20 protein-coding genes are annotated in these 17,968 nt (G+C 73.0%); 9 read left to right on the forward strand and 11 right to left on the reverse strand.

Features of this window, described 5'->3' with window-relative positions; translation table 11 throughout:
• Positions 1 to 31: 31 nt before the first annotated feature.
• Entirely contained in the window at positions 32 to 925 is an 894-nt protein-coding gene (locus tag AB0F68_RS03395; RefSeq protein ID WP_357332646.1) for an EamA family transporter, read from the forward strand.
• Here AB0F68_RS03395 and AB0F68_RS03400 read toward each other — a convergent pair.
• Positions 918 to 1,409, reverse strand: a complete 492-nt coding sequence (locus AB0F68_RS03400; RefSeq protein WP_357332648.1) for an NUDIX domain-containing protein — start codon at positions 1,407 to 1,409, stop codon at positions 918 to 920. The two genes, AB0F68_RS03395 and AB0F68_RS03400, sit on opposite strands and share 8 nt — an antisense overlap.
• An 86-nt stretch (positions 1,410 to 1,495) precedes the next feature.
• On the opposite strand from AB0F68_RS03400, the gene AB0F68_RS03405 reads away from it, so the two are divergent.
• Positions 1,496 to 3,145 carry a fatty acid--CoA ligase gene (locus AB0F68_RS03405; protein ID WP_357332650.1) on the forward strand — a complete coding sequence of 550 codons (1,650 nt, stop codon included), beginning with the start codon at positions 1,496 to 1,498 and terminating at the stop codon, positions 3,143 to 3,145.
• 184 nt (positions 3,146 to 3,329) lie between these two features.
• Here the strand turns inward: AB0F68_RS03405 and AB0F68_RS03410 are convergent, their stop codons facing one another.
• From AB0F68_RS03410 to AB0F68_RS03435, 6 genes are all read right to left on the reverse strand, one after another.
• Positions 3,330 to 4,343, reverse strand: coding sequence for an NADPH:quinone reductase (locus AB0F68_RS03410; protein ID WP_357332652.1), 1,014 nt, complete (start codon positions 4,341 to 4,343; stop codon positions 3,330 to 3,332).
• 171 nt (positions 4,344 to 4,514) lie between these two features.
• Complete coding sequence (locus tag AB0F68_RS03415) at positions 4,515 to 5,264, reverse strand: MerR family transcriptional regulator (protein ID WP_357332654.1); 750 nt, start codon at positions 5,262 to 5,264, stop codon at positions 4,515 to 4,517.
• Positions 5,265 to 5,330: 66 nt separating this feature from the next.
• On the reverse strand, positions 5,331 to 5,990 hold the full coding sequence (locus tag AB0F68_RS03420) for an HAD family phosphatase (protein ID WP_357332656.1): 660 nt from the start codon (positions 5,988 to 5,990) through the stop codon (positions 5,331 to 5,333).
• A 41-nt stretch (positions 5,991 to 6,031) separates the two neighbouring features.
• Complete coding sequence (locus AB0F68_RS03425; RefSeq protein WP_357332658.1) at positions 6,032 to 6,292, reverse strand: YciI family protein; 261 nt, start codon at positions 6,290 to 6,292, stop codon at positions 6,032 to 6,034.
• Between the two features lie 26 nt (positions 6,293 to 6,318).
• Positions 6,319 to 7,176 (reverse strand): hypothetical protein, encoded by an 858-nt coding sequence (locus AB0F68_RS03430; RefSeq protein WP_357332889.1) that lies wholly within the window; start codon positions 7,174 to 7,176, stop codon positions 6,319 to 6,321.
• 139 nt (positions 7,177 to 7,315) lie between these two features.
• On the reverse strand, positions 7,316 to 7,975 hold the full coding sequence (locus AB0F68_RS03435) for an FKBP-type peptidyl-prolyl cis-trans isomerase (protein ID WP_357332660.1): 660 nt from the start codon (positions 7,973 to 7,975) through the stop codon (positions 7,316 to 7,318).
• A gap of 182 nt (positions 7,976 to 8,157) precedes the next feature.
• Here AB0F68_RS03435 and AB0F68_RS03440 point away from each other — a divergent pair, with 182 nt between their 5' ends.
• Positions 8,158 to 8,550, forward strand: coding sequence for a PPOX class F420-dependent oxidoreductase (locus tag AB0F68_RS03440; protein ID WP_357332662.1), 393 nt, complete (start codon positions 8,158 to 8,160; stop codon positions 8,548 to 8,550).
• 95 nt (positions 8,551 to 8,645) lie between these two features.
• Here AB0F68_RS03440 and AB0F68_RS03445 read toward each other — a convergent pair whose 3' ends face one another.
• Complete coding sequence (locus AB0F68_RS03445) at positions 8,646 to 9,659, reverse strand: Ku protein (protein WP_357332664.1); 1,014 nt, start codon at positions 9,657 to 9,659, stop codon at positions 8,646 to 8,648.
• Between the two features lie 85 nt (positions 9,660 to 9,744).
• On the opposite strand from AB0F68_RS03445, the gene ligD (AB0F68_RS03450) reads away from it, so the two are divergent.
• Positions 9,745 to 10,683, forward strand: coding sequence for a non-homologous end-joining DNA ligase (gene ligD / locus AB0F68_RS03450; RefSeq protein ID WP_357332666.1), 939 nt, complete (start codon positions 9,745 to 9,747; stop codon positions 10,681 to 10,683).
• A complete protein-coding gene (gene ligD / locus AB0F68_RS03455; RefSeq protein WP_357332668.1) occupies positions 10,673 to 11,587 on the forward strand; it encodes a non-homologous end-joining DNA ligase in 915 nt (304 codons plus the stop codon). The genes ligD (AB0F68_RS03450) and ligD (AB0F68_RS03455) overlap by 11 nt, the downstream gene beginning before the upstream one ends.
• A gap of 45 nt (positions 11,588 to 11,632) precedes the next feature.
• On the opposite strand, the gene AB0F68_RS03460 is transcribed toward ligD (AB0F68_RS03455), so the two are convergent.
• Positions 11,633 to 13,924: an esterase-like activity of phytase family protein gene (locus AB0F68_RS03460; protein WP_357332670.1), complete on the reverse strand. Its 2,292-nt coding sequence runs from the start codon at positions 13,922 to 13,924 to the stop codon at positions 11,633 to 11,635.
• A 158-nt stretch (positions 13,925 to 14,082) separates the two neighbouring features.
• Between AB0F68_RS03460 and AB0F68_RS03465 the strand changes: the two genes are divergently transcribed.
• Both AB0F68_RS03465 and AB0F68_RS03470 read left to right on the forward strand, forming a co-directional pair.
• Positions 14,083 to 14,601 (forward strand): SigE family RNA polymerase sigma factor, encoded by a 519-nt coding sequence (locus tag AB0F68_RS03465; RefSeq protein ID WP_357332672.1) that lies wholly within the window; start codon positions 14,083 to 14,085, stop codon positions 14,599 to 14,601.
• Between the two features lie 6 nt (positions 14,602 to 14,607).
• Positions 14,608 to 15,495, forward strand: a complete 888-nt coding sequence (locus AB0F68_RS03470; protein ID WP_357332674.1) for a hypothetical protein — start codon at positions 14,608 to 14,610, stop codon at positions 15,493 to 15,495.
• Positions 15,496 to 15,632: 137 nt separating this feature from the next.
• On the opposite strand, the gene AB0F68_RS03475 is transcribed toward AB0F68_RS03470, so the two are convergent.
• Positions 15,633 to 16,127, reverse strand: a complete 495-nt coding sequence (locus AB0F68_RS03475; protein WP_189193234.1) for a cupin domain-containing protein — start codon at positions 16,125 to 16,127, stop codon at positions 15,633 to 15,635.
• A gap of 28 nt (positions 16,128 to 16,155) precedes the next feature.
• Positions 16,156 to 16,524, reverse strand: a complete 369-nt coding sequence (locus AB0F68_RS03480) for a DUF4267 domain-containing protein (RefSeq protein ID WP_357332677.1) — start codon at positions 16,522 to 16,524, stop codon at positions 16,156 to 16,158.
• Between the two features lie 88 nt (positions 16,525 to 16,612).
• Between AB0F68_RS03480 and AB0F68_RS03485 the strand changes: the two genes are divergently transcribed.
• The gene (locus AB0F68_RS03485; protein WP_357332679.1) at positions 16,613 to 17,191 is read left to right on the forward strand and encodes a TetR/AcrR family transcriptional regulator; all 579 of its coding nucleotides are present in this window, start codon (positions 16,613 to 16,615) and stop codon (positions 17,189 to 17,191) included.
• Between the two features lie 27 nt (positions 17,192 to 17,218).
• Positions 17,219 to 17,956, forward strand: coding sequence for a TIGR03089 family protein (locus AB0F68_RS03490; RefSeq protein WP_357332681.1), 738 nt, complete (start codon positions 17,219 to 17,221; stop codon positions 17,954 to 17,956).
• Positions 17,957 to 17,968: the final 12 nt, after the last annotated feature.

A 17,968-nucleotide genomic window follows, 5' to 3' on the forward strand; every position in this document is an offset into this window, starting at 1 on the left:
GCGAGCGGTCCGGACCGGCTCTACTGTCCCCATGACCACCCTGACTCCCGCCCGGGCCGGCACCGCCATGGCCGTGGCCTCGATGACCTGCGTCCAGCTCGGGCTGGCCGCCTCGGTGGGGCTCTTCGACCGGGTCGGCCCGGAGGGCGCCGCCTGGCTGCGCCTGGCCTGGGCCGGAGTGCTGCTGGCGGTCGTGGTCCGGCCCCGGCCGTCGGCGTTCACCCGCTCGGCCCTGCGGGCCTGCCTGGCGCTCGGCGTGGTGACGGCCGGCGTCACCATCCTGTTCATGGCGGCGGTGGCCCGGCTGCCCCTGGGTACGGCCAGCGCACTGGAGTTCCTCGGGCCGCTGGGCGTGGCCGTGGCCCGCGGCCGGGGCGGCACCAAGCTCTGGCCGGCGCTCGCGGCGGTCGGGGTGCTGCTGCTCACCGAGCCCTGGCACGGCGGCGCCGACCCGGTGGGAGTGGCGTACGCGCTGGGGGCGGGAGCCTGCTGGGCCGCGTACATCCTGCTCACCCAGCGGGTGGGCGACGAGGTCTCCGGGGTGCGCGGCCTTGCGGTCTCCATGCCGGTGGCCGCCGTGGTGGCGACGCTGGTCGTCGGTCCGTCGGTGTTCGGCGACCTGACGTGGCAGGTGCTCCTGGCCGGCCTCGGGCTGGCCGTGCTGCTGCCCGTCGTCCCGTTCGTGCTGGAACTGCTGGCGCTGCGCCGGCTCACCACCGCCGCGTTCGGCACGCTCATGAGCCTGGAGCCCGCCATCGCCCTGGTCGTCGGCCTGGTCGCGCTGGGTCAGGTGCCCGGCGTCGGCGCCGCGGCCGGGATCGCCTTCGTGGTGGTGGCCGGGATCGGCGCGGAACGGTCCGGCGCCCGGCCGGCTGACCACCCGGCGCCCGGCGAGCGGCCCGTGGCGGCCGGCGCCGTCACTTGAGGATGAGGCGGTTGGTCTGCTCGAAGACGTCCAGGTCGGCGAGGGTCTCCAGCACGCTGGCGGAGAGCGGTCTGGGCAGCTCGTCCCGGTGGAAGAAGCCGGCGTCGGTGGTCTCGTCGGTGACCCGAGCCAGCTCGCCGTCCCACTCCTCGACGCGGAACGCCGTGGTGAAGACCTGGTAGGTGTGCCCGTACATGTTGGTGTTGGTGAAGTTGGGCCCGGTGTAGAGGGCGAAGGCGTTGACCCGCAGGGCGCGCAGGCCGGTCTCCTCGCGGACCTCCCGCACGGCGCAGTCGGCGATCGACTCACCCAGCTCCATGGCGCCGGCCGGCAGCGCCCACTGGCCGTTGTCCGAGCGCTGGATCAGCAGCACCCGGGCCGCGTTGTCCCGGACCACGGCGCGGGCGCCGACGAACATCAGGGTGCGATCACCGGCCAGGGCCCTGAGCTGCCCCACGTACGAGTCGGCCCACGAGATACTCACCCGGACAATCTACGCAGCTTCCCCGAGCCTGGGTCGGCCGTTCCGGGGCTTCCGTTCGTGTGACCGGCGACACTACGTTGTTACCCATGCGTAGCACGATGATGGACGCCCCCCTCCAGGTCGCCCGGATCCTCGAACACGGCTCCACCGTGCACGGCACGGCGGAGGTCGTCACCTGGACCGGCGCCGAGCCCCGTCGGATGACGTACGCGGAGGTCGGGCGGACCGCCGCCCGGCTGGCCCACGCGCTGCGCGACGAGTGCGGGGTGACCGGCGACGAGCGGGTCGCCACCTTCATGTGGAACAACAACGAGCACCTGGTGGCCTACTTCGCCGTGCCGAGCATGGGCGCGGTGCTGCACACCCTCAACATCCGGCTCTTCCCGGACCAGGTCGCGTACATCGCCAACCACGCAGAGGACCGGGTGGTGCTGGTCGACAGCACGCTGATCCCGCTGCTGGCCCGGGTGATCGGCGAGATGACCACGGTGCGGCACGTGGTGGTGGTCGGCGGCGGCGACCCGGCCCCGCTGCTCGCCGCGGCCGGCGACCGGATCGCCGTACACCACTGGGACGCCCTGCTGGCCGACCGGCCGGAGGTCTACGACTGGCCCGAGGTGGACGAGCGCGACGCTGCCGCGCTCTGCTACACCTCGGGGACCACCGGCAACCCCAAGGGGGTCGCCTACTCCCACCGCTCGATCTACCTGCACTCGCTGCAGGTCTGCATGCCGGAGGGCTTCGGTCTCGGCCCGAAGGACCGCGAGCTGGCCATCGTCCCGATGTTCCACGCGATGTCCTGGGGCCTGCCCTACGCGGCGTTCCTCTCCGGCGCGTCGCTGATCATGCCGGACCGGTTCCTCCAGGCCGAGCCGATCGCCGCGATGATCGCCGGCGAGCGCCCCACCCTGGCCGGGGCGGTGCCGACCATCTGGACCGACCTGCTGTCCTACCTGGACAGTCACGAGGTGGACACCTCCTCGCTCCAGGAGGTGATCGTCGGCGGCTCGGCCTGCCCGCCGTCGCTCATGCACGCCTTCCACGAGCGGCACGGGATCGAGGTCATCCACGCCTGGGGCATGACCGAGATGTCGCCGCTTGGCTCGGTCTCCCGGCCGCCGGCCGGCGCGACCGGCGAGACGGCCTGGCGCTACCGCTACACGCAGGGCCGGGTGCCGGCCGGGGTGGCCGCGCGGATCGTCGGCCCGCTGGGCGAGCCGCTGCCCGCCGACGGGACGTCGGTGGGCGAGCTGGAGGTCCGCGGGCCGTGGGTGACCGCCCGGTACGCCGGCGACGACGTCCCGGACGAGGAGAAGTTCCGCGACGGCTGGCTGCGGACCGGGGACGTCGGCACGCTCTCACCGGACGGCTTCATCACCCTCACCGACCGGGCCAAGGACGTGATCAAGTCGGGCGGGGAGTGGATCTCCTCGGTCGAGCTGGAGAACGCGCTGATGGCGCACCCGGCGGTGCTGGAGGCGTGCGTGGTGGGCGTGCCGGACGAGCGCTGGGACGAGCGGCCGCTCGCCACCGTGGTGGTCCGGGAGGGCGCCTCGGTCACGGCCGAGGAGCTGCGGGACTTCCTGGCGAAGTCGGTGGCGCGCTGGCAGTTGCCGGAACGCTGGGCGTTCATCGATGCGGTGCCCAAGACCAGCGTCGGCAAATTCGACAAAAAAGTGGTGCGTTCGCGCTACGCGGACGGTGGCCTGGAGGTGCGAGAACTGACCGCGCCGTAACATTTTCCGGCGTAGCGTCGCCAGCACGGGTAGGACGTGTTCCTCACGAACATTCCTCCCCAGAGGGCGGCCCCGGCGTTCGCACCGCGCCGGGGCCGCCCGTCCATGCGGGGCGACCCGCAATGTCATTCTCGCGAAACTTGTTCGCCTCTGTCCCGATGATGGCGAAATCCGTTTCGCGTTCTCACGTCTCGCTGGTCGTGATCAGCACCTTGCCGACCACCGAGTTCTCCACCGCCTCGTGCGCCGCCCGGGCCGCGTCCAGCGAGTGGTGGTGCAGCGGCAGGCCGGCCTCCGCGCCCACCCGGATCGCGCCCTGGGTCACCGCCGCCGCGATGTCCGTCACCGCCTGCGCCTTGGCCGCCTTCGGCGCCGTGTAGATCAGCACGAACTGCCAGCGGGCGTTCGGCATCATCAGCTGCCGGATCGGCAGGGTCACCTGCTCGCCGCCATCGTCCGCGTAGACGCAGACCGCACCCCCGCTGCGCAGCAACTGCACGTCGGTGGCGGCGTTGCGGGCGGCGGAGACCTCGACGATCGTGTGCACCCCGTCGGGTGCGATCTTGCGGACCTCCTGGACCACGTCCTGCTCGCGGTAGTTGACCACGAAGCTGGCCCCGGCCGCCGCGGCCAGCTGCGCCTTCTCGGGGCTGCTCACCGTGGCGATCACGCACGCGTCGGCCCAGCGGGCCAGCTGGATCGCCGCGTTACCCACCGCGCCCGCCCCGCCCTGCACCAGCACCACGTGGTCGCTCAACGCGCCGGCGTGCAGCTTGTCCGGCATGAACTCGCCGGCGGTCAGGCAGCGGTGCGCGGTCATGAACGGGATGCCCAGCGCCGCGCCCAGGTCGAACGAGGCCGAGCCGAGGCGCACGGTGTGCCGCACCGGAACCACGGTGTACTCGGCGGCGGTGCCCCAGGGCCGCTGCCAGGCCGCCTCCCAGATCCACACGCGTGAACCGATGAGGATCTGGTCGACGCCCTCGCCGACCGCCTCGATCACCCCGGCGCCGTCCTGCCCGGGGATCTGCCAACCCAGCGGCAGCGGCCAGGCGCGGCGCGCCTTCCAGTCGGTCGGGTTCACCCCGGCCACGGCCATCCGCACCAGCACCTCACCGCGGCCGGGCTCCGGCACCGGCCGGTCCACGAGCTGGAGCACCGAGGCGTCCCCGTTGGTCTCGTACACGATCGCCCTCATCGCCGTCCCCTCCGCCGTCGTGCCGGCTGCGCTACCCGGACGCCCCGCGATCATTCCGATCCGGCGCACCTCCGAAACCGTACAACCGGGCGTTCGGTGGACATCGGCGGCATGAGTGGAACGCCATGGGTGCGTGACACCCATGGCGTTCCACCTAAGCGCGAGATGGCGTCATCCGGCCGCCACCGAGCGCTTGACGTAGTCGATCAGCTCGGGGGATGGGCCGCCGTACTGCTGGGCGATCTCCGCGCTGTTCTCCGCCTGCATCCGGTAGAGCGAGTCGCGCAACCCCGAGTCCCCGCCGTGGAAGGCCTCCAGCAGCTCCATCCAGCGCGCCGCCAGTGCCCGCACCCGCGGGTCCGCCGGGTCGGTGCCGGCGTCCAGCTCGGCCTGGACCCGGCCGATCAGCTCCGGCCACTCCGCCTCCACGCCGCGGATCGCGTCCTCGCCGAGCCGCTCCCGCCGCTGCGCCAACGCGGCCAGCTGCTCCTCGCTGAAGTAGTTCAGGATGGTCTCGTCCACCCTGGTCACCTCCTCGATCAGGGCGAGCAGGTCGACGGACGGGGCGCCCCCGGCGGCGCGGACCGCCGGCACCAGCACGGCCAACCGGTCCCGCAGCCCGCCCAGCGCGGCGAGCTGCCGCTCCACGTGGGCCAGGTGCTCGCCGAGCAGCTCGGCCAGCTCCGGGCCACCGCTCCCGCCGCCGTCCAGCAGCGCGCCGATGGTCTCCAGCGGCAGGCCCAGCTCGCGCAGCGCGACGATCCGGTACAGCCGGTCCACGTCCCGCTCGTCGTAGAGCCGATGCCCGGACGACGTCCGGGCGGACGGCCGCAGCAGCCCCACGTGGTCCCAGTGGTGCAGGGTCCGGACCGTCAGCCCGGTACGCCGGCACAGCTCACCGATCCGCCAGGTGGACGCCACGTCCCACTCCCTCTCGCGTCACCGCGCCCTGCGGCGACGTGGGCGACGCTATGACCTGACGTCGCGTCAGGTGCAAGCCGCGCGTTCCACCACGTCGGGGGTGAGCGCATCGATCGAGGGCAGCACCACCGCCGCCAGCTTCTCCGCGTCCGGGTCCAGCGGGTAGGAGCCGTGCGGCACGGCCACCACCCGGCACCCGGCGGCGGCCGCCGAGCGGACCCCGTTCGAGGAATCCTCCACCGCCACGCACCGGGCCGGGTCGACCCCGAGCCGCGCCGCCACCGCCAGCCACACGTCCGGCGCCGGCTTGCCCCGGGCGGTCTCCTCGGTCGACAGGGTCGCGCCGAACGCGCCGGCCAGGCCCGTCGCGTCCAGCGCCGCCGCGATCAGCCGGGTCGGGGAGGAGCTGGCCAGCCCCAGCCGCCACCTCTCGGCCGTGCGGCGTACCACCGCGTCGGCGTCGTCGATCAGGGGTACGCGCTGCGCGTACCGCCGGGTCATCTCGGCCACCACCTCGGTGGCGACCTGCTCGGCGGTGCGGTCGACGCCCAGCTCGCCGCTGAGGTACGCGGCCCACTCGCCGGTGCTCATCCCCATCAGCCGGCGCTGGGTGTCCGGCTGCCAGGTGCCCCCGTGCTCCGCCACGTACGCTCGCCGGACCTCCTCCCAGACGGGCTCGGAGTCCACGATCACGCCGTCCAGGTCGAAGAGCACCGCATCCACCACGTACCCATCCTGCCGGACGGCCCGGGGGTGTGCGGCCGGGGTCAGGTCAGGAACGGCGCCCACTCCCGGATCCGGGTGACCTCCACGCCGGGCGTGGTGAAGTACGGGTCGGCCGCGAGCAGGCGGTCCAGCTCCGGCCGGTCCGGCACGTCGAACACGAGCACGGCGCCGGAGTCGTCGGCCAGCGGGCCGGACATCCGGACGACGCCCTTCTCGTGCAGCTCGGTGAGGAGCGCGCGGTGGGCGGGGCGGGCGGCGAGCCGCTCCGGCGCCTCGGTGAACGCAAGTTCCACGATCCACATGCCAGGCAGGCTACGCCGTTCGCCGGTCAGCGGGCCGGGGACGGCGCGTCCGTGGCGCTGCCGCGCTGCGCCGGCAGGCCGATCGGGGCCTTCTGCGGGATGATCGTGCGGCACCGGGTGGCGATCGGTTCGAGCAGCTCGCGCAGCCGGGCGGTCCGCTCCGCGCCCAGCGCCCGCCACGGGCCGAGGGCGGCCCGGTCGGTGGCTTCCTCCACGGCCCGGAAGACCACGGTGGCGTGCTCGGTCGGCGCCCGGTCGGCGGTCAGCCAGCCCAGCTCGACCAGCCGCTCCTCGGCCGCGGCCCACTCCTCGTCGGTCCAACCGCGGGCCGCCTGGTGAAACTCGCGGGACTGGTCCACCCGGCACCGCCAGGCCACCACCTCGACCGGCGCCAGCCCCGTGCCGACCAGCGCCGCCACGTGCCCGTCGCCCCGGTGCTCGCGTAGCGTGGTGGCGGCCTGCCAGAGCCGGGCCAGCGGATACTCGCCCCGGGGCAGGGCGGCGTTGACCGCACCGAGCACCCGGCCGGCCGGCTCCACCCGCCCGGCCGCCTCCTCCAGCAGGTCGGCCGCCTCGACCAGGTGTGACTCGGGCAGCTCGTAGGTGAACTCGGCGAGCGCCTGCACGGCGCCGGTGAGCCGGGCGCGCAGCGCCTCCTGCGGGGTGGCCAGCCGCCACACCGAGGGCAGCGCCCGGGCCACCATCGACGGCGCGAAGCTGAAGAAGGCGGCCACCACGGTCGGCGCGCCGACCGGCCCGAGCGGGGCGGCCCGGCCGGCGAAGTAGCCCCGCCAGTAGCCGCGCAGCCCGACCGCCTCGTACGCGGTGCGAGCCCGGGGGTGGAAGTAGGTCACCGCGTGGACCGGCTCGAAGTGCGTCCACATCAGCCGGGCCAGCCCGGTGTCGTCCAGCGCCGCCACGTGCACCTCCGCGTCGGTGGGCAGGTCGCCGCGGGCGGACGGACCGCCCGCGGTGACCATGAACCTACTGCCGCTGGGTGACCGGGCGGAAGCCTGCTGTGACCTACTGTGCGGCGAGCACGTCGACGACGAAGCGCAGCGGCCCGGCCGGGCGCCCGCCCGACGCGTCGTTGCCGTACGCCAGCTCGGCCGGGATGTCCAGCTGCACCCGGCTGCCGACCGGCACGCCCACCAGGCCCTGGTCCCAGCCGGGGATGACCTGGCCAACACCGATCGGGAAGGTGGCCGGCTGGCCGCTGTTCCAGGACGAGTCGAACTCCTTGGCGTCCTTGTAGAACACGCCCACGTAGTTCGTGGTGATCTGCTGGCCGGCCTTGACCGCCGGGCCCTTGCCCTTCACCAGGGTGGTCACCGTGAGCTTCTTCAGCTCGCCCTTGCCCGCCTCGACGGTCGGCTTGGTCTTCAGCGCCGGGTCGATGTCGGCCGGGAGCTGCGGCGCGGGCGGCGCGGTGGGCTCGGCCGGGGCGGTCGGGCTGGCCGAGGCGGCAGGGCTGGCCGGCTTGACGTCGTCGCCCCTGCTCTTCCAGACGATGCCGCCGACCAGGAGCGCCACGGCGAGCACAGCGACGCCGGCGCCCAGAATCGACTGCCGGCGGCGCCTCGCCTCGGCGGCCTTCTTCGCCGCCAGCTGGGCGGCCAGCCGCCGCTCCGCCTTGGTGCCCGGGCTCTGGCCCGCCGACCGGTTCTGCACGCGCTCGCTCACGTCGACTCCCTGCTGGGTGGGGTGGGTGCGCCCCCGGCGGGCCGCCGCCGAGGCCAGCGCACACGGTACCCGCCCGAACGCCCGCCGTGCTCCCGCGGCCGCCCGAATTCGGACAGCTCGCCCTCAACGGACGGCGGCGGAACACCGGTGACGGCCGGGGAGGCCGGGGTAGTTTCTCGAGCATGGCGATCCTCACCGAAGAAGACCTGGCCCTGCTCGCCGAGCCGCAGCTCGCCCACGTGGCGACCATCGAGGTCGACGGCACTCCGCACGTCACCCCGGTCTGGGTGGACACCGACGGCGAGCACATCGTTTTCAACACCGCCAAGGGCCGCCAGAAGTACGTCAACATCGCCCGCAACCCCATGGTCGCGGTCTCCGTGGTGGACAAGGCGGACGACTTCCGCACCCTCTGGGTCAAGGGCACCGCCGAGCTGGTCACCGAGGGGGCGGACGCGCACATCGACCGGATGGCGCAGAAGTATCTGGGGCAGGAGACGTACCCGTTCCGCCGGCCCGGCGAGGAGCGGGTGATCGTCCGGATCACCCCGACCGAGAAGCTCGGCCGCGGCTGAGTCACCTTCAACACCAGCTCGCCGAGGTGGCGGCATCCCGCATCCGCTGACACCGCCACCTCGGCGGACTGGAGTCGATCAACCGGTGCGGACCCTCAGGCGGTCTTTCGGGGGGCCGCCTTCTTGGCCGGGGCCTTCTTCGCCGCGGTCTTCTTGGCGGCGGTCTTCTTGGCCGGCTCGGCCTTCTTCTCCGCGGCCTTCTTGGCGGGTGCCTTCTTCGCCGCGGCCTTCTTCTCGGCCGCCTTCTTGGCGGGCGCCTTGGCCGCCTTCTGCGCCGAACGGGCCGCCGAGATGGGCGTCGGCTCGCCCGCCCCGCCTTCCGGCGCCTCGCCCCGGGCCGCCCGGGCCCGCTCGACCGACGCCTTGAGGGCGGCCATCAGGTCCACGGCGGCGGCCGGCGCGGCCTCTTCCTCCTCCGGCTGGACCACCTCGCGGCCCTCGACCTTGGCGTCGATGACCTCCTGCAACGCCGCCCGGTAGTCGTCGGTGAAGGCGTCCGGCTCGAACTCGCCGGCCATCGAGTCGATCAGCGAGCTGGCCATCGCCAGCTCGGGGGGCCGCACCTTGAGGTCCTCGTCCAAGAAGCCGAAGTCGGGCTGGCGCACCTCGTCGGGCCAGAGCATGGTGTTGAGCAGCAGTACGCCCTCCCGGACGCGCAGGGTGGCGAGCTGCTCCCGCTGGCGCAGCGCCACCTTGACGATCGCCACCCGCTCCGAGTCGGCGAGCGCGTCGCGCAGCAGCACGTACGGCTTGGTGGCCGTGCCCTCCGGCTCCAGGAAGTACGCCTTGTTGTAGAGGATCGGGTCGACCTGCTCGGCCGGCACGAACTCCAGCACGTCGATGGCGTGCGAGGTGGTCAGTGGCAGCTCGGCGAAGTCCTCGTCGGTGAGGATGACCATCTCGCCGCCGCCGATGTCGTAGCCCTTGGCGATGTCGTCGTAGGTCACCTCCTCGCCGCAGACCGAGCAGGTGCGCTTGTACCGGATGCGGCCGCCGTCCTCGCGGTGCACCTGATGGAAGCGGATGTCCTTCTCCTCGGTGGCCGAGTAGACCTTCACCCCGATCGACACCAGGCCGAACGACACCGCTCCTTTCCAGATCGCCCGCATCCCGCGCTCCTCTCCCCGGTTCTGACCAGAATCGCAAATGATCGAACGGGGCGCACGCTCTTCCGCGTGCAACTACAGTCATGAGGTGCCCGGCGCGCCGTTGAAGCCGATGCTCGCGATGACCGGGCAGCTCCCGGCCGGTGACGGCTGGGCGTACGAGTTCAAGTGGGACGGGGTCCGCGCGCTCGCCGACATCAGCCGCGGTCACCAGCACCTGTACGCCCGCTCCGGCGTCGAGATCACCACCGCGTACCCCGAGCTGATCCCCCTGGCCGAGCAGGTCGACGACGCCCTGCTGGACGGCGAGGTGGTGCTCTTCACCGACGGGCAGCCCTCGTTCACCGCCCTGGCCGAGCGGATGCACGTCCGCAACGCGGCCAAGGCCGCCCGGCTCGCGGCGACCGTCCCGGTGACGTACATGATCTTCGACGTGCTGCGGCTGCGCGGCGCGGACCTGACCGGCCGGCCCTACCGCGAGCGGCGCGCCGCGCTGGAGTCCCTCGGGCTCGGCGCCGCCCGGTGGGCGGTGCCGCCGGTCTTCGGCGACGGTCCGGCCACCTACGCGGCGGCCGGCGAGCACGGCCTGGAGGGGGTGATGGCCAAGCGGGTCGACGCCGTCTACCGGCCCGGGGTGCGCTCGCCGGACTGGGTGAAGGTCAAGCTGGAGGTGACCGGCGACTTCGTGGTCGGCGGCTGGCGGCCCGGCGCGCGGAAGATCGGCGGCCTGCTGGTCGGGGTGCCCCGGCCGGACGGGCGGCTCACCTACCGGGGCCGGGTCGGCGGCGGGATCGGCGCGGCACTCGAACGCGAACTGCTGCGCGAGCTGGAGCCGCTGCGTACCGCCGGGTCGCCGTTCGCCGGGGATGTGCCGCGCGAGGATGCCCGCGGCGCGAACTGGGTAACTCCCCAGGTCGTGGTGGAGGTCAAGTACGGCCAGCGCACCCCGGACGGCCGGCTGCGCTTCCCCCGGATCCTGCGCCTGCGCCCCGACAAGCCGGTCGAGGAGGTCGACGATGTCAGCTGATCGTCTCAAGGTGGACGTGGAGGGCCGCTCGCTGGAGGTGTCCAACCTGGACAAGGTCCTCTACCCGAAGGCCGGCTTCACCAAGGGCGAGGTGATCGACTACTACACCCGGATCGCCCCGGTGCTGCTGCCGCATCTCCAGGACCGGGCGCTGACCCGGATCCGCTACCCCAACGGCGTCGACGGCGGCTCGTTCTTCGAGAAGAACGCCCCCGCCGCCACCCCCGCCTGGGTACGCACCGAGAACCTGCCCGCCCCCGGATCGAGCAAGGGGCGGGAGACCATCGACTACGTGGTCGCCGACGACCTGCCCACCCTGGTCTGGCTGGCCAACCTCGCTGCGCTGGAGCTGCACACTCCGCAGTGGAAGGTCGGCGAGCACCCGGACATGATGGTGGTCGACCTGGACCCGGGCGCGCCGGCCGCGCTGAAGCAGTGCTGCCAGGTGGCGTTGCTCATGCGGGACCGGCTGGCCGAGGACGGCATCGACTCGTACCCGAAGACCTCGGGGAAGAAGGGCATGCAGCTCTGCTGCCCGATCGCCGGCACCCAGGACGCCGACGACGTCTCCGCCTATGCGAAGCGGATCGCGCAGGAGTTGGAGAAGGACCAGCCGAAGCAGATCGTGTCGAAGATGGCGAAGAACCTGCGCCCCGGCAAGGTCTTCATCGACTGGAGCCAGAACAACGCGGCCAAGACGACGGTGGCGCCGTACTCGCTGCGGGCCCAGGACGTGCCCTCGGTCTCCACCCCGCTGACCTGGGACGAGGTCGAGGCGGGCGCGGCCGGCAAGCGACCGTCGACGAAGCCGTACACGGCCACGGAGGTGCTCAAGCGGGTGGAGAAGCAGGGCGACCTGCTGGCCCCGCTGCTCGACGGCGGCCCCGAGCTGCCACTGCGCTGACCCGGCGCCCACCCCGGAAAGGTGGACGCCGGGCCGCGTCGGGATTCAGCGCCGGCCGAAGACCTGCTGGCTGGTGCCGAGCCGCAGGAGGACCGTCTCACCGGTGGCGTCCTGGAGCGCGTCGTTGTCGGTGATCGCGTACACCTGGCCGTCACCGGCCACGGTCAGACCCTCCAGCTTCTCCTGGGTCCAGCCGTGCGTGGCGCGCAGCGCCGGCAGCACGTCGACCGCGAGGGTCTTCGGCAGCACGGGCAGCGTGCCGGGCGCGGCGGCCGCGCCGGGCAGCGGCACGGTGTAGACCCGCTTCAGGGCGGCGGCCGGGCCGTTCAGCTTGTCCCGCTCGATCACGGCGAGCCGGTCACCGACCACGGTGATCTCGGAGAGCCCGATCCAGTCGCCCGGCACGGTGGTGCCGTTCAGCCGGTAGCCGAACCAGCTCCAGGTGCCCGCCGCGACATCGAACCGGCCCAGCCGGACGATCCCGGCCGGGTCGGTGGACAGCTCGCGCTGCACGGCCACCCAGACGATCTCCCGGCCGTTGCGGTCGGTGCCGGCCGTGACGCCCTCCAGGCCCTGCTTGCCCAGGCCGGCGGCGACCTCGGCCGGCAGCGGGACCACCTGCCGGGTCACTCCGGCGGCGTCCAGCCGGACCAGCTTGTTCTCCGAGCCCTTGGCGCCCTCGACGGCGAGCCAGAAGCCGCCCTGCGGGCGGGCGAAGATGCCCTCGGCGTCGTAGCCGACCGGCTGGCCGGCGGCGTCCCGGACCGGCAGCGCGGCGGTGACCACGGCCGGCGTACGCCCCGCGTCGACGGCCAGGATCCGGGTCTGCGCGTACGCGGCGTCGGTGACGCTGTAGAGCTCGTGCGGCTTGCCGGGCACCGCGGTCAGCGCGCCGAGCGCACCCCAGCCGATCGGCGTGCCGTCCACCCCGGTGCCGGAGACGAGGCTCGGGAAGCCGGGGGTGCCGCGGCCCAGCCGGTAGAGCGAGACCGAGGCCCGGACGCCCACCGAGGCGTCGTCCTCCTCGCTGGAGACCGCGAGCAGCCCGCGGGACGGGATGGGCAGCAGCCCCTCCGGCCCGTTGGTGGTGGGCAGCACCTGCCGGAACACCGGCTTCGTGGGGTTGCTCAGGTCGTAGACGGCGACGAAGTTGCTCCGCTCCGACCCGACGAACGCGTAGCGGACGCCGGCGTACTCGGCGACGGCCACGCCCTCCGGCTCGGTGCCCTTCTTGCCGGCGCGGTCCTCGTTGTGCAGCCCGTAGGTGACGGCGAGCCGCTCGAAGGTGTTGCCAGCGTCCCAGGCGACCGTGCCGGTGCGGCTGTCGAAGACCGACCAGCCGCGGGTGCCGCCCCGCCAGTCGCCCTCGTTAACCGTCGCCAGGTAGCGGTCGTCGATCCAGGCCACCGCGTCCGGCTCGCGCGGCACGTCGGTGATGCCGCCGGTCAGGTCGATGGTGCCGTCCTTGACGGTGTCGATGCCGCTCACCGTCGCGGTGCCCGCCGAGAAGACCCCGGTGATCCGGCCGGTCGGCAGGTCGATCAGGGCGACGCCGTTGTTCTCCTGAAGGGTCACCGCCAGCTCGTTGCGACCGTTGATCGAGACGTACTCCGGCTCGGGATCGGTCGGCGCGGCCAGCCCGGCCCCGGCCAGGGCGGGCAGCGCCCTGCCGTCGGCGCCGGTCAGCGGCACGGGCCGCAGGCGCCAGCCGGCCGGTGCGGCGCCGGTCAGGTCGACGATCTGCACGAAGCCGCCGGGAAGCTGCGGCAGGTCGCCCTCCTCGCCGCCGGGCGGGGTGGCCTCCTCGTCGCGTTCGTTCTCGATGGCGATCGCGGCGTAGCGGCGGTCCTTGCTGATCGCGATCGAGTCGGGCTGGCCGCCGAGGTCGAGGCTGCGGACCCGGGTACGGGTGGCCAGGTCGATGATGTCCAGGCGCCCGGACGGCTCGATGTAGCTGCGGCTGGTGTTCACCACCACCAGCACGTACCCGTCGATGACGGCCACCGACGTGGGCTCGTCCTCGGCGTCGCCGAGCTGAGCCAGCGAGAGGGTGCCGAGGCCGCGGGGCTGGTCGGCCCGCCCGATGTCGAGGAAGCCGATCCGGCGCGCCAGCGCGTCGGTGTAGACGAGGGTTCGCCCGTCCGGGCTGACCGCCGAGATCTCGGCGACGGTCGGGGTCGCCGGGTCCTCACCGGCCGGCCGGTTCTGAAAGACCGGGTAGGTGGCGACCCGGTCGAAGGCGAGCGGGCCGCCCGGGTGGTGCCCGCCGGCCGACGCCGGAGTGACGGCGGCCAGGCCGGCGACCACCACACCAGCTGCGATGAGTGCTCTTCTCACTGTCAAGGACTTCCTCCGTAGGTCGTGCCCCGACGGAGGCTGGCACCCGTGGAGGAGCAGCAGCTTGCGCGGACGTGAACAGCTGACGAAGCGCGCGGTCCGGCGGAAACGTCCGCAGCCCGTGACAACCTTCCGTGCCACCGTCACGTGTTAGGGGCGTGACCGACCAAACGCAACCCCTGTCCGCGGCGGACCGGTCGTACGTCGCCTTCGTCGAGGTGGCCTGGCAGCGACATATCCGGCTGGCCATGCTGCTGGCCGGCGACCGATGGCGGGCCGAGGAGCTGCTCCAGGACAGCCTGGTCAAGGTGTACGAGCGGTGGCGGCGGCTGTCCCGGCTCGACGACCCGCACGCCTACCTGCGCCGCGCCCTGGTCAACAACCACACGTCCGGTTGGCGCCGGCGCCGCCGGGAGAGCCTCGTCGCGGACGTCCCCGAGCGGGCCGCCCCGGCCGGCGACGTCGGCCCCGACGCCGTCGTGCTGCGTCGGGCGCTCATGTCGCTACCCGCGAAGCAGCGTGCCGTGGTGGTGCTCCGCCACTACGAGGACCTGACCGAGCGCGAGGTCGCCCGGCTGCTGGGTTGCTCGGTGGGCACGGTCAAGAGCCAGAACGCCCGGGCGCTCGACAAGCTTCGCCACTTCCTCGACCAACCCTCCCAAACGGTAAGCAGGTGATCAGTCATGAACACGCTCGATGAGCGGCTCGCCAACCGGCTGCACGACATCGTCGACGGTGAGCCGGGCTCCGTACCCCCGGTGGGTGCGCTGCTGGAACGCGGCCGGCGGGCCCGCCGCCGCCGGACGACCACGCTGGTCGGTGCGACGTGCGCGCTGCTGGCGCTGGGCGTCGCCACCGCGGCGACGGTGGCGACGACGCCGGCGCCGGGCCGTCCCGGCGTCACCGCCGAGGCGTCACCGCCGGAGCCGGCCTCGCCGGCGATCCGGCTGGTATCGGCCCTCACCGCCAGCGAGAACATCAGCTACCGGATGCGGCTGATCAACTCGGGACCGCAGGGACTGACGTACGAGGGCGCGTTCGACCCGAGGACGGCCACCGGCTACGTGCGCGTGGCGCAGGACGACTCCGTCATGACCGAGCTGCTGATCAACGGCACTCGGTACGAGGGCGCGGAACCACCGCGGGGCAAGCTGCCGGCCGACAAGGACGGCCCGGGCGAGACGTACGGCCGCTACGGCCAGTACCCCGGCAGGTATGACCGGCTGTCCCTCTACGGCGACGGGAACAGCGTCCTGGGCGCCGCGGCACCCGACCCGGCGGCCCTGTTCACGGCGCTCAAGAGCGCGAACGCGACCATCTCGGAGAACCCCGACGGGACGCTGCACTTTGGTTACACGACGTCGGACAAGGTCGGGTCGACCACCACCTCCGGTGACGTCACGCTCGACCGTGACGGCCGGATCGCGAAGGTGGCACTCACCGGCAGCTGGCAGACGACGGCGAAGGGCCGGCTCGACAAGGGCACGTTCAGCTCGACGCTCGAACTCTTCGACTACGGCGTCACGGTGACGGTGAAGCGCCCGACCGACGTCGTCAAGGTCAAGAAGTAGCCGGTCTCCCCGCCGACGACGAGCTGCCCGCGACCCGGCGGTCGCGGGCAGCTCTGCGTGGTCCGCGTCAGCCTGCGGGCGCCATCGGCCGACGGACCCGCGACCAGAGTCGACGGTCGCGGGTCCGGTCGTCGGTTTCAGCGACGGGCGGCGTCCCAGGCGGCGCTGCTCCGGAAGTACGTGTCGTACAGCTCCTGCACCTCCAGCAGACTCTCCGGCGGCACCTTCCCGTAGGCGATCCGCTCCAGGTGCCGGAAGTACTCGAACCGTTCGACGCCCGGGGTGATGACGATGAGGATGTCGGCGTTCTCGCCGGGCGCGGCGGCGAACGCGTGCGCCACGCCGGGCGGCACGATCACGAGGTCGCCGCGTTCGGCGGTGACGACCTGCTCGCCGGAGAGTAGCTGCGCGGTGCCGTCGAGCAGGTAGAACAGCTCGGCGGAGTTGCCGTGGTGGTGCGGCCGGGCGCCGTCCGCGCCGTCGGTCAGGGTGACCCGCTGGGTGGAGAGCGCCCCGCCGGTGGCGCTGCTGTCGGCGAGCAGCCGAATCGTGGTGGGGGCGCGGCCTACCACCTCGGCGTCCGCGTCACGGACGATGACGGACCGGTCGAAGTCGGGCGTGATCAGGGACATCGCGCTACTCCTGTCGTGGCGGTGTGGGTCAGAGGGCGAACAGCAGGACGGCGTTGAGCAGGACGACCACGGCGGTGGCGAAGTGGACGCCGAAGGCGACGGCCTTCCTGCCGTGGTGCAGCACGATGAGGGTGTCTCCCAGCGGGTTGATCGCGACGATCAGCATGTACCAGGCGACCGCCTCGGCACTGGTGAAGGCGATGAGCGCGAGTCCGAGCAGGCCGTAGCTGAGGTCGCGCAGGCCCTTGATCGTGAGGTAGGCGGGGTCCTCGTCCGGCTTGACCGGGACGCCGTAGCCGGCGGCCGAGGCCTGAGGCGCCAGGAGGAACCGGGCGCCGATGAAGACGCAGAAGAGGCTGAGGACGATGGCGAGCCCGTAGGCGATGGGGGTGAGCATGGTCGACTCCATCTACTAGCGCTGCTAGATCCAAGAGCGAAGCTAGCAGAGCGGCGGCAGCTTGGCTAGCGGTGCTAGAGTTCCGGTCATGGCGATTCGGGAGCGGCGGGAGCGCGAGCGGGCGGAACGGGAGCGGGCGATCGTCGCCGCGGCCCGGGAACTGGCCGAGTCGGAAGGCTGGGACGCGGTCACCACCCGCCGGCTCGCCGCCGAGATCGAGTACAGCCAGCCCGTCCTTTACAGCCACTTCAAGGGCAAGGGCGCCATCATGGCGGCGGTCGCCGTGGAGGGCTGCGGCGATCTGGCCGCCGAACTCGCCGCCGCCCGGGCCGATGCGACCGACGCGCGGCAGGCGGTGGCCGGCATCGCCACGGCGTACGCGGCGTTCGCCGAACGGCGGCCCGCCCTCTACGACGCGATCTTCAACCTCCCCACCGAACTGCCCTTCGCCAGCCAGGACGTGCCGGTAGAGCTGGCCCGCGCCTTCGCCGAGCTGGCCGAGACCCTGCGCCCCTTCGCCGGTGACGACAACCTGGAGACGTTCACCGAGACCTTCTGGAGTGGGCTGCACGGCCTGGTCTCGCTGATGCGTAACGGCCGGCTCCGGCGGGAGGAACACGAGCGGCGGCTGGCCCTCCTGGTCGACCGGTTCGCCCGGCTAGGGTGAGCTGACCGCCAGGGAGGAGTGCACCCGATGGCCGACCACGCACCCGTCGCCGTCGCGACCCACGAGCCGCTGCTCAGCTACCTCGACGGCGCCACCGGCGAGCGCACCGACCTCACGGCCCAGCAGTTGGGCGCGTGGGCGGCCCGCAGCGCCGGGCTGCTCCGGGACGGCTGCGGCCTGCGCCCCGGCGACCGGGTGGCCGTGCTGCTGCCGCCGCACTGGCGTACCGCGGCCGTGCTCATCGGGGCCTGGTCGGTCGGGCTGGCGGTCTCGTTCCGGCCCCGGGCCCTGGCCGGGCTGCCGGTCCTCGAACCGGGCGCCGACCTGCCGTACGACGCGGTGTTCGTCACCCCGGAACGGCTCGACGACTGGCTGGAGGACGTGCCCGAGGGGACGCACCGCTACCTGGTCGGAACCGGGCCCGGCCCGCTGAACGAGGTGCCGCCGGGTTGGCTCGACTGGTCCACCGAAGTGCTGTGCCACCCCGAGGTCACGCCCGACCTCGGCGCCCTCCGCCCGTCCGACCCGGCCAGCCCGGACGGCACCAGCTACGGCGAGTGGGGCGCGGTGGCCCGGGCGTACGCCGAGCAGCTCGACCTGCGCGCCGGCGACCGGCTGCTGGTCGACGTGGCCGAGCACGAGCAGCCGCTCAAGTGGCTGCTCGCCCCGCTCGCCGCCGGAGCGTCGGTGGTGCTCTGCGCCAACCTCGACCCGGCCGACCGCGACGCCCGCATCCCCGGGGAGCGGGTCACCCGGGTGCTGTGACCTCGGGGTGGT

Source organism: Micromonospora sp. NPDC023966 (assembly GCF_040639095.1).
In the GTDB taxonomy this organism is placed as follows: Bacteria; Actinomycetota; Actinomycetes; order Mycobacteriales; family Micromonosporaceae; genus Micromonospora.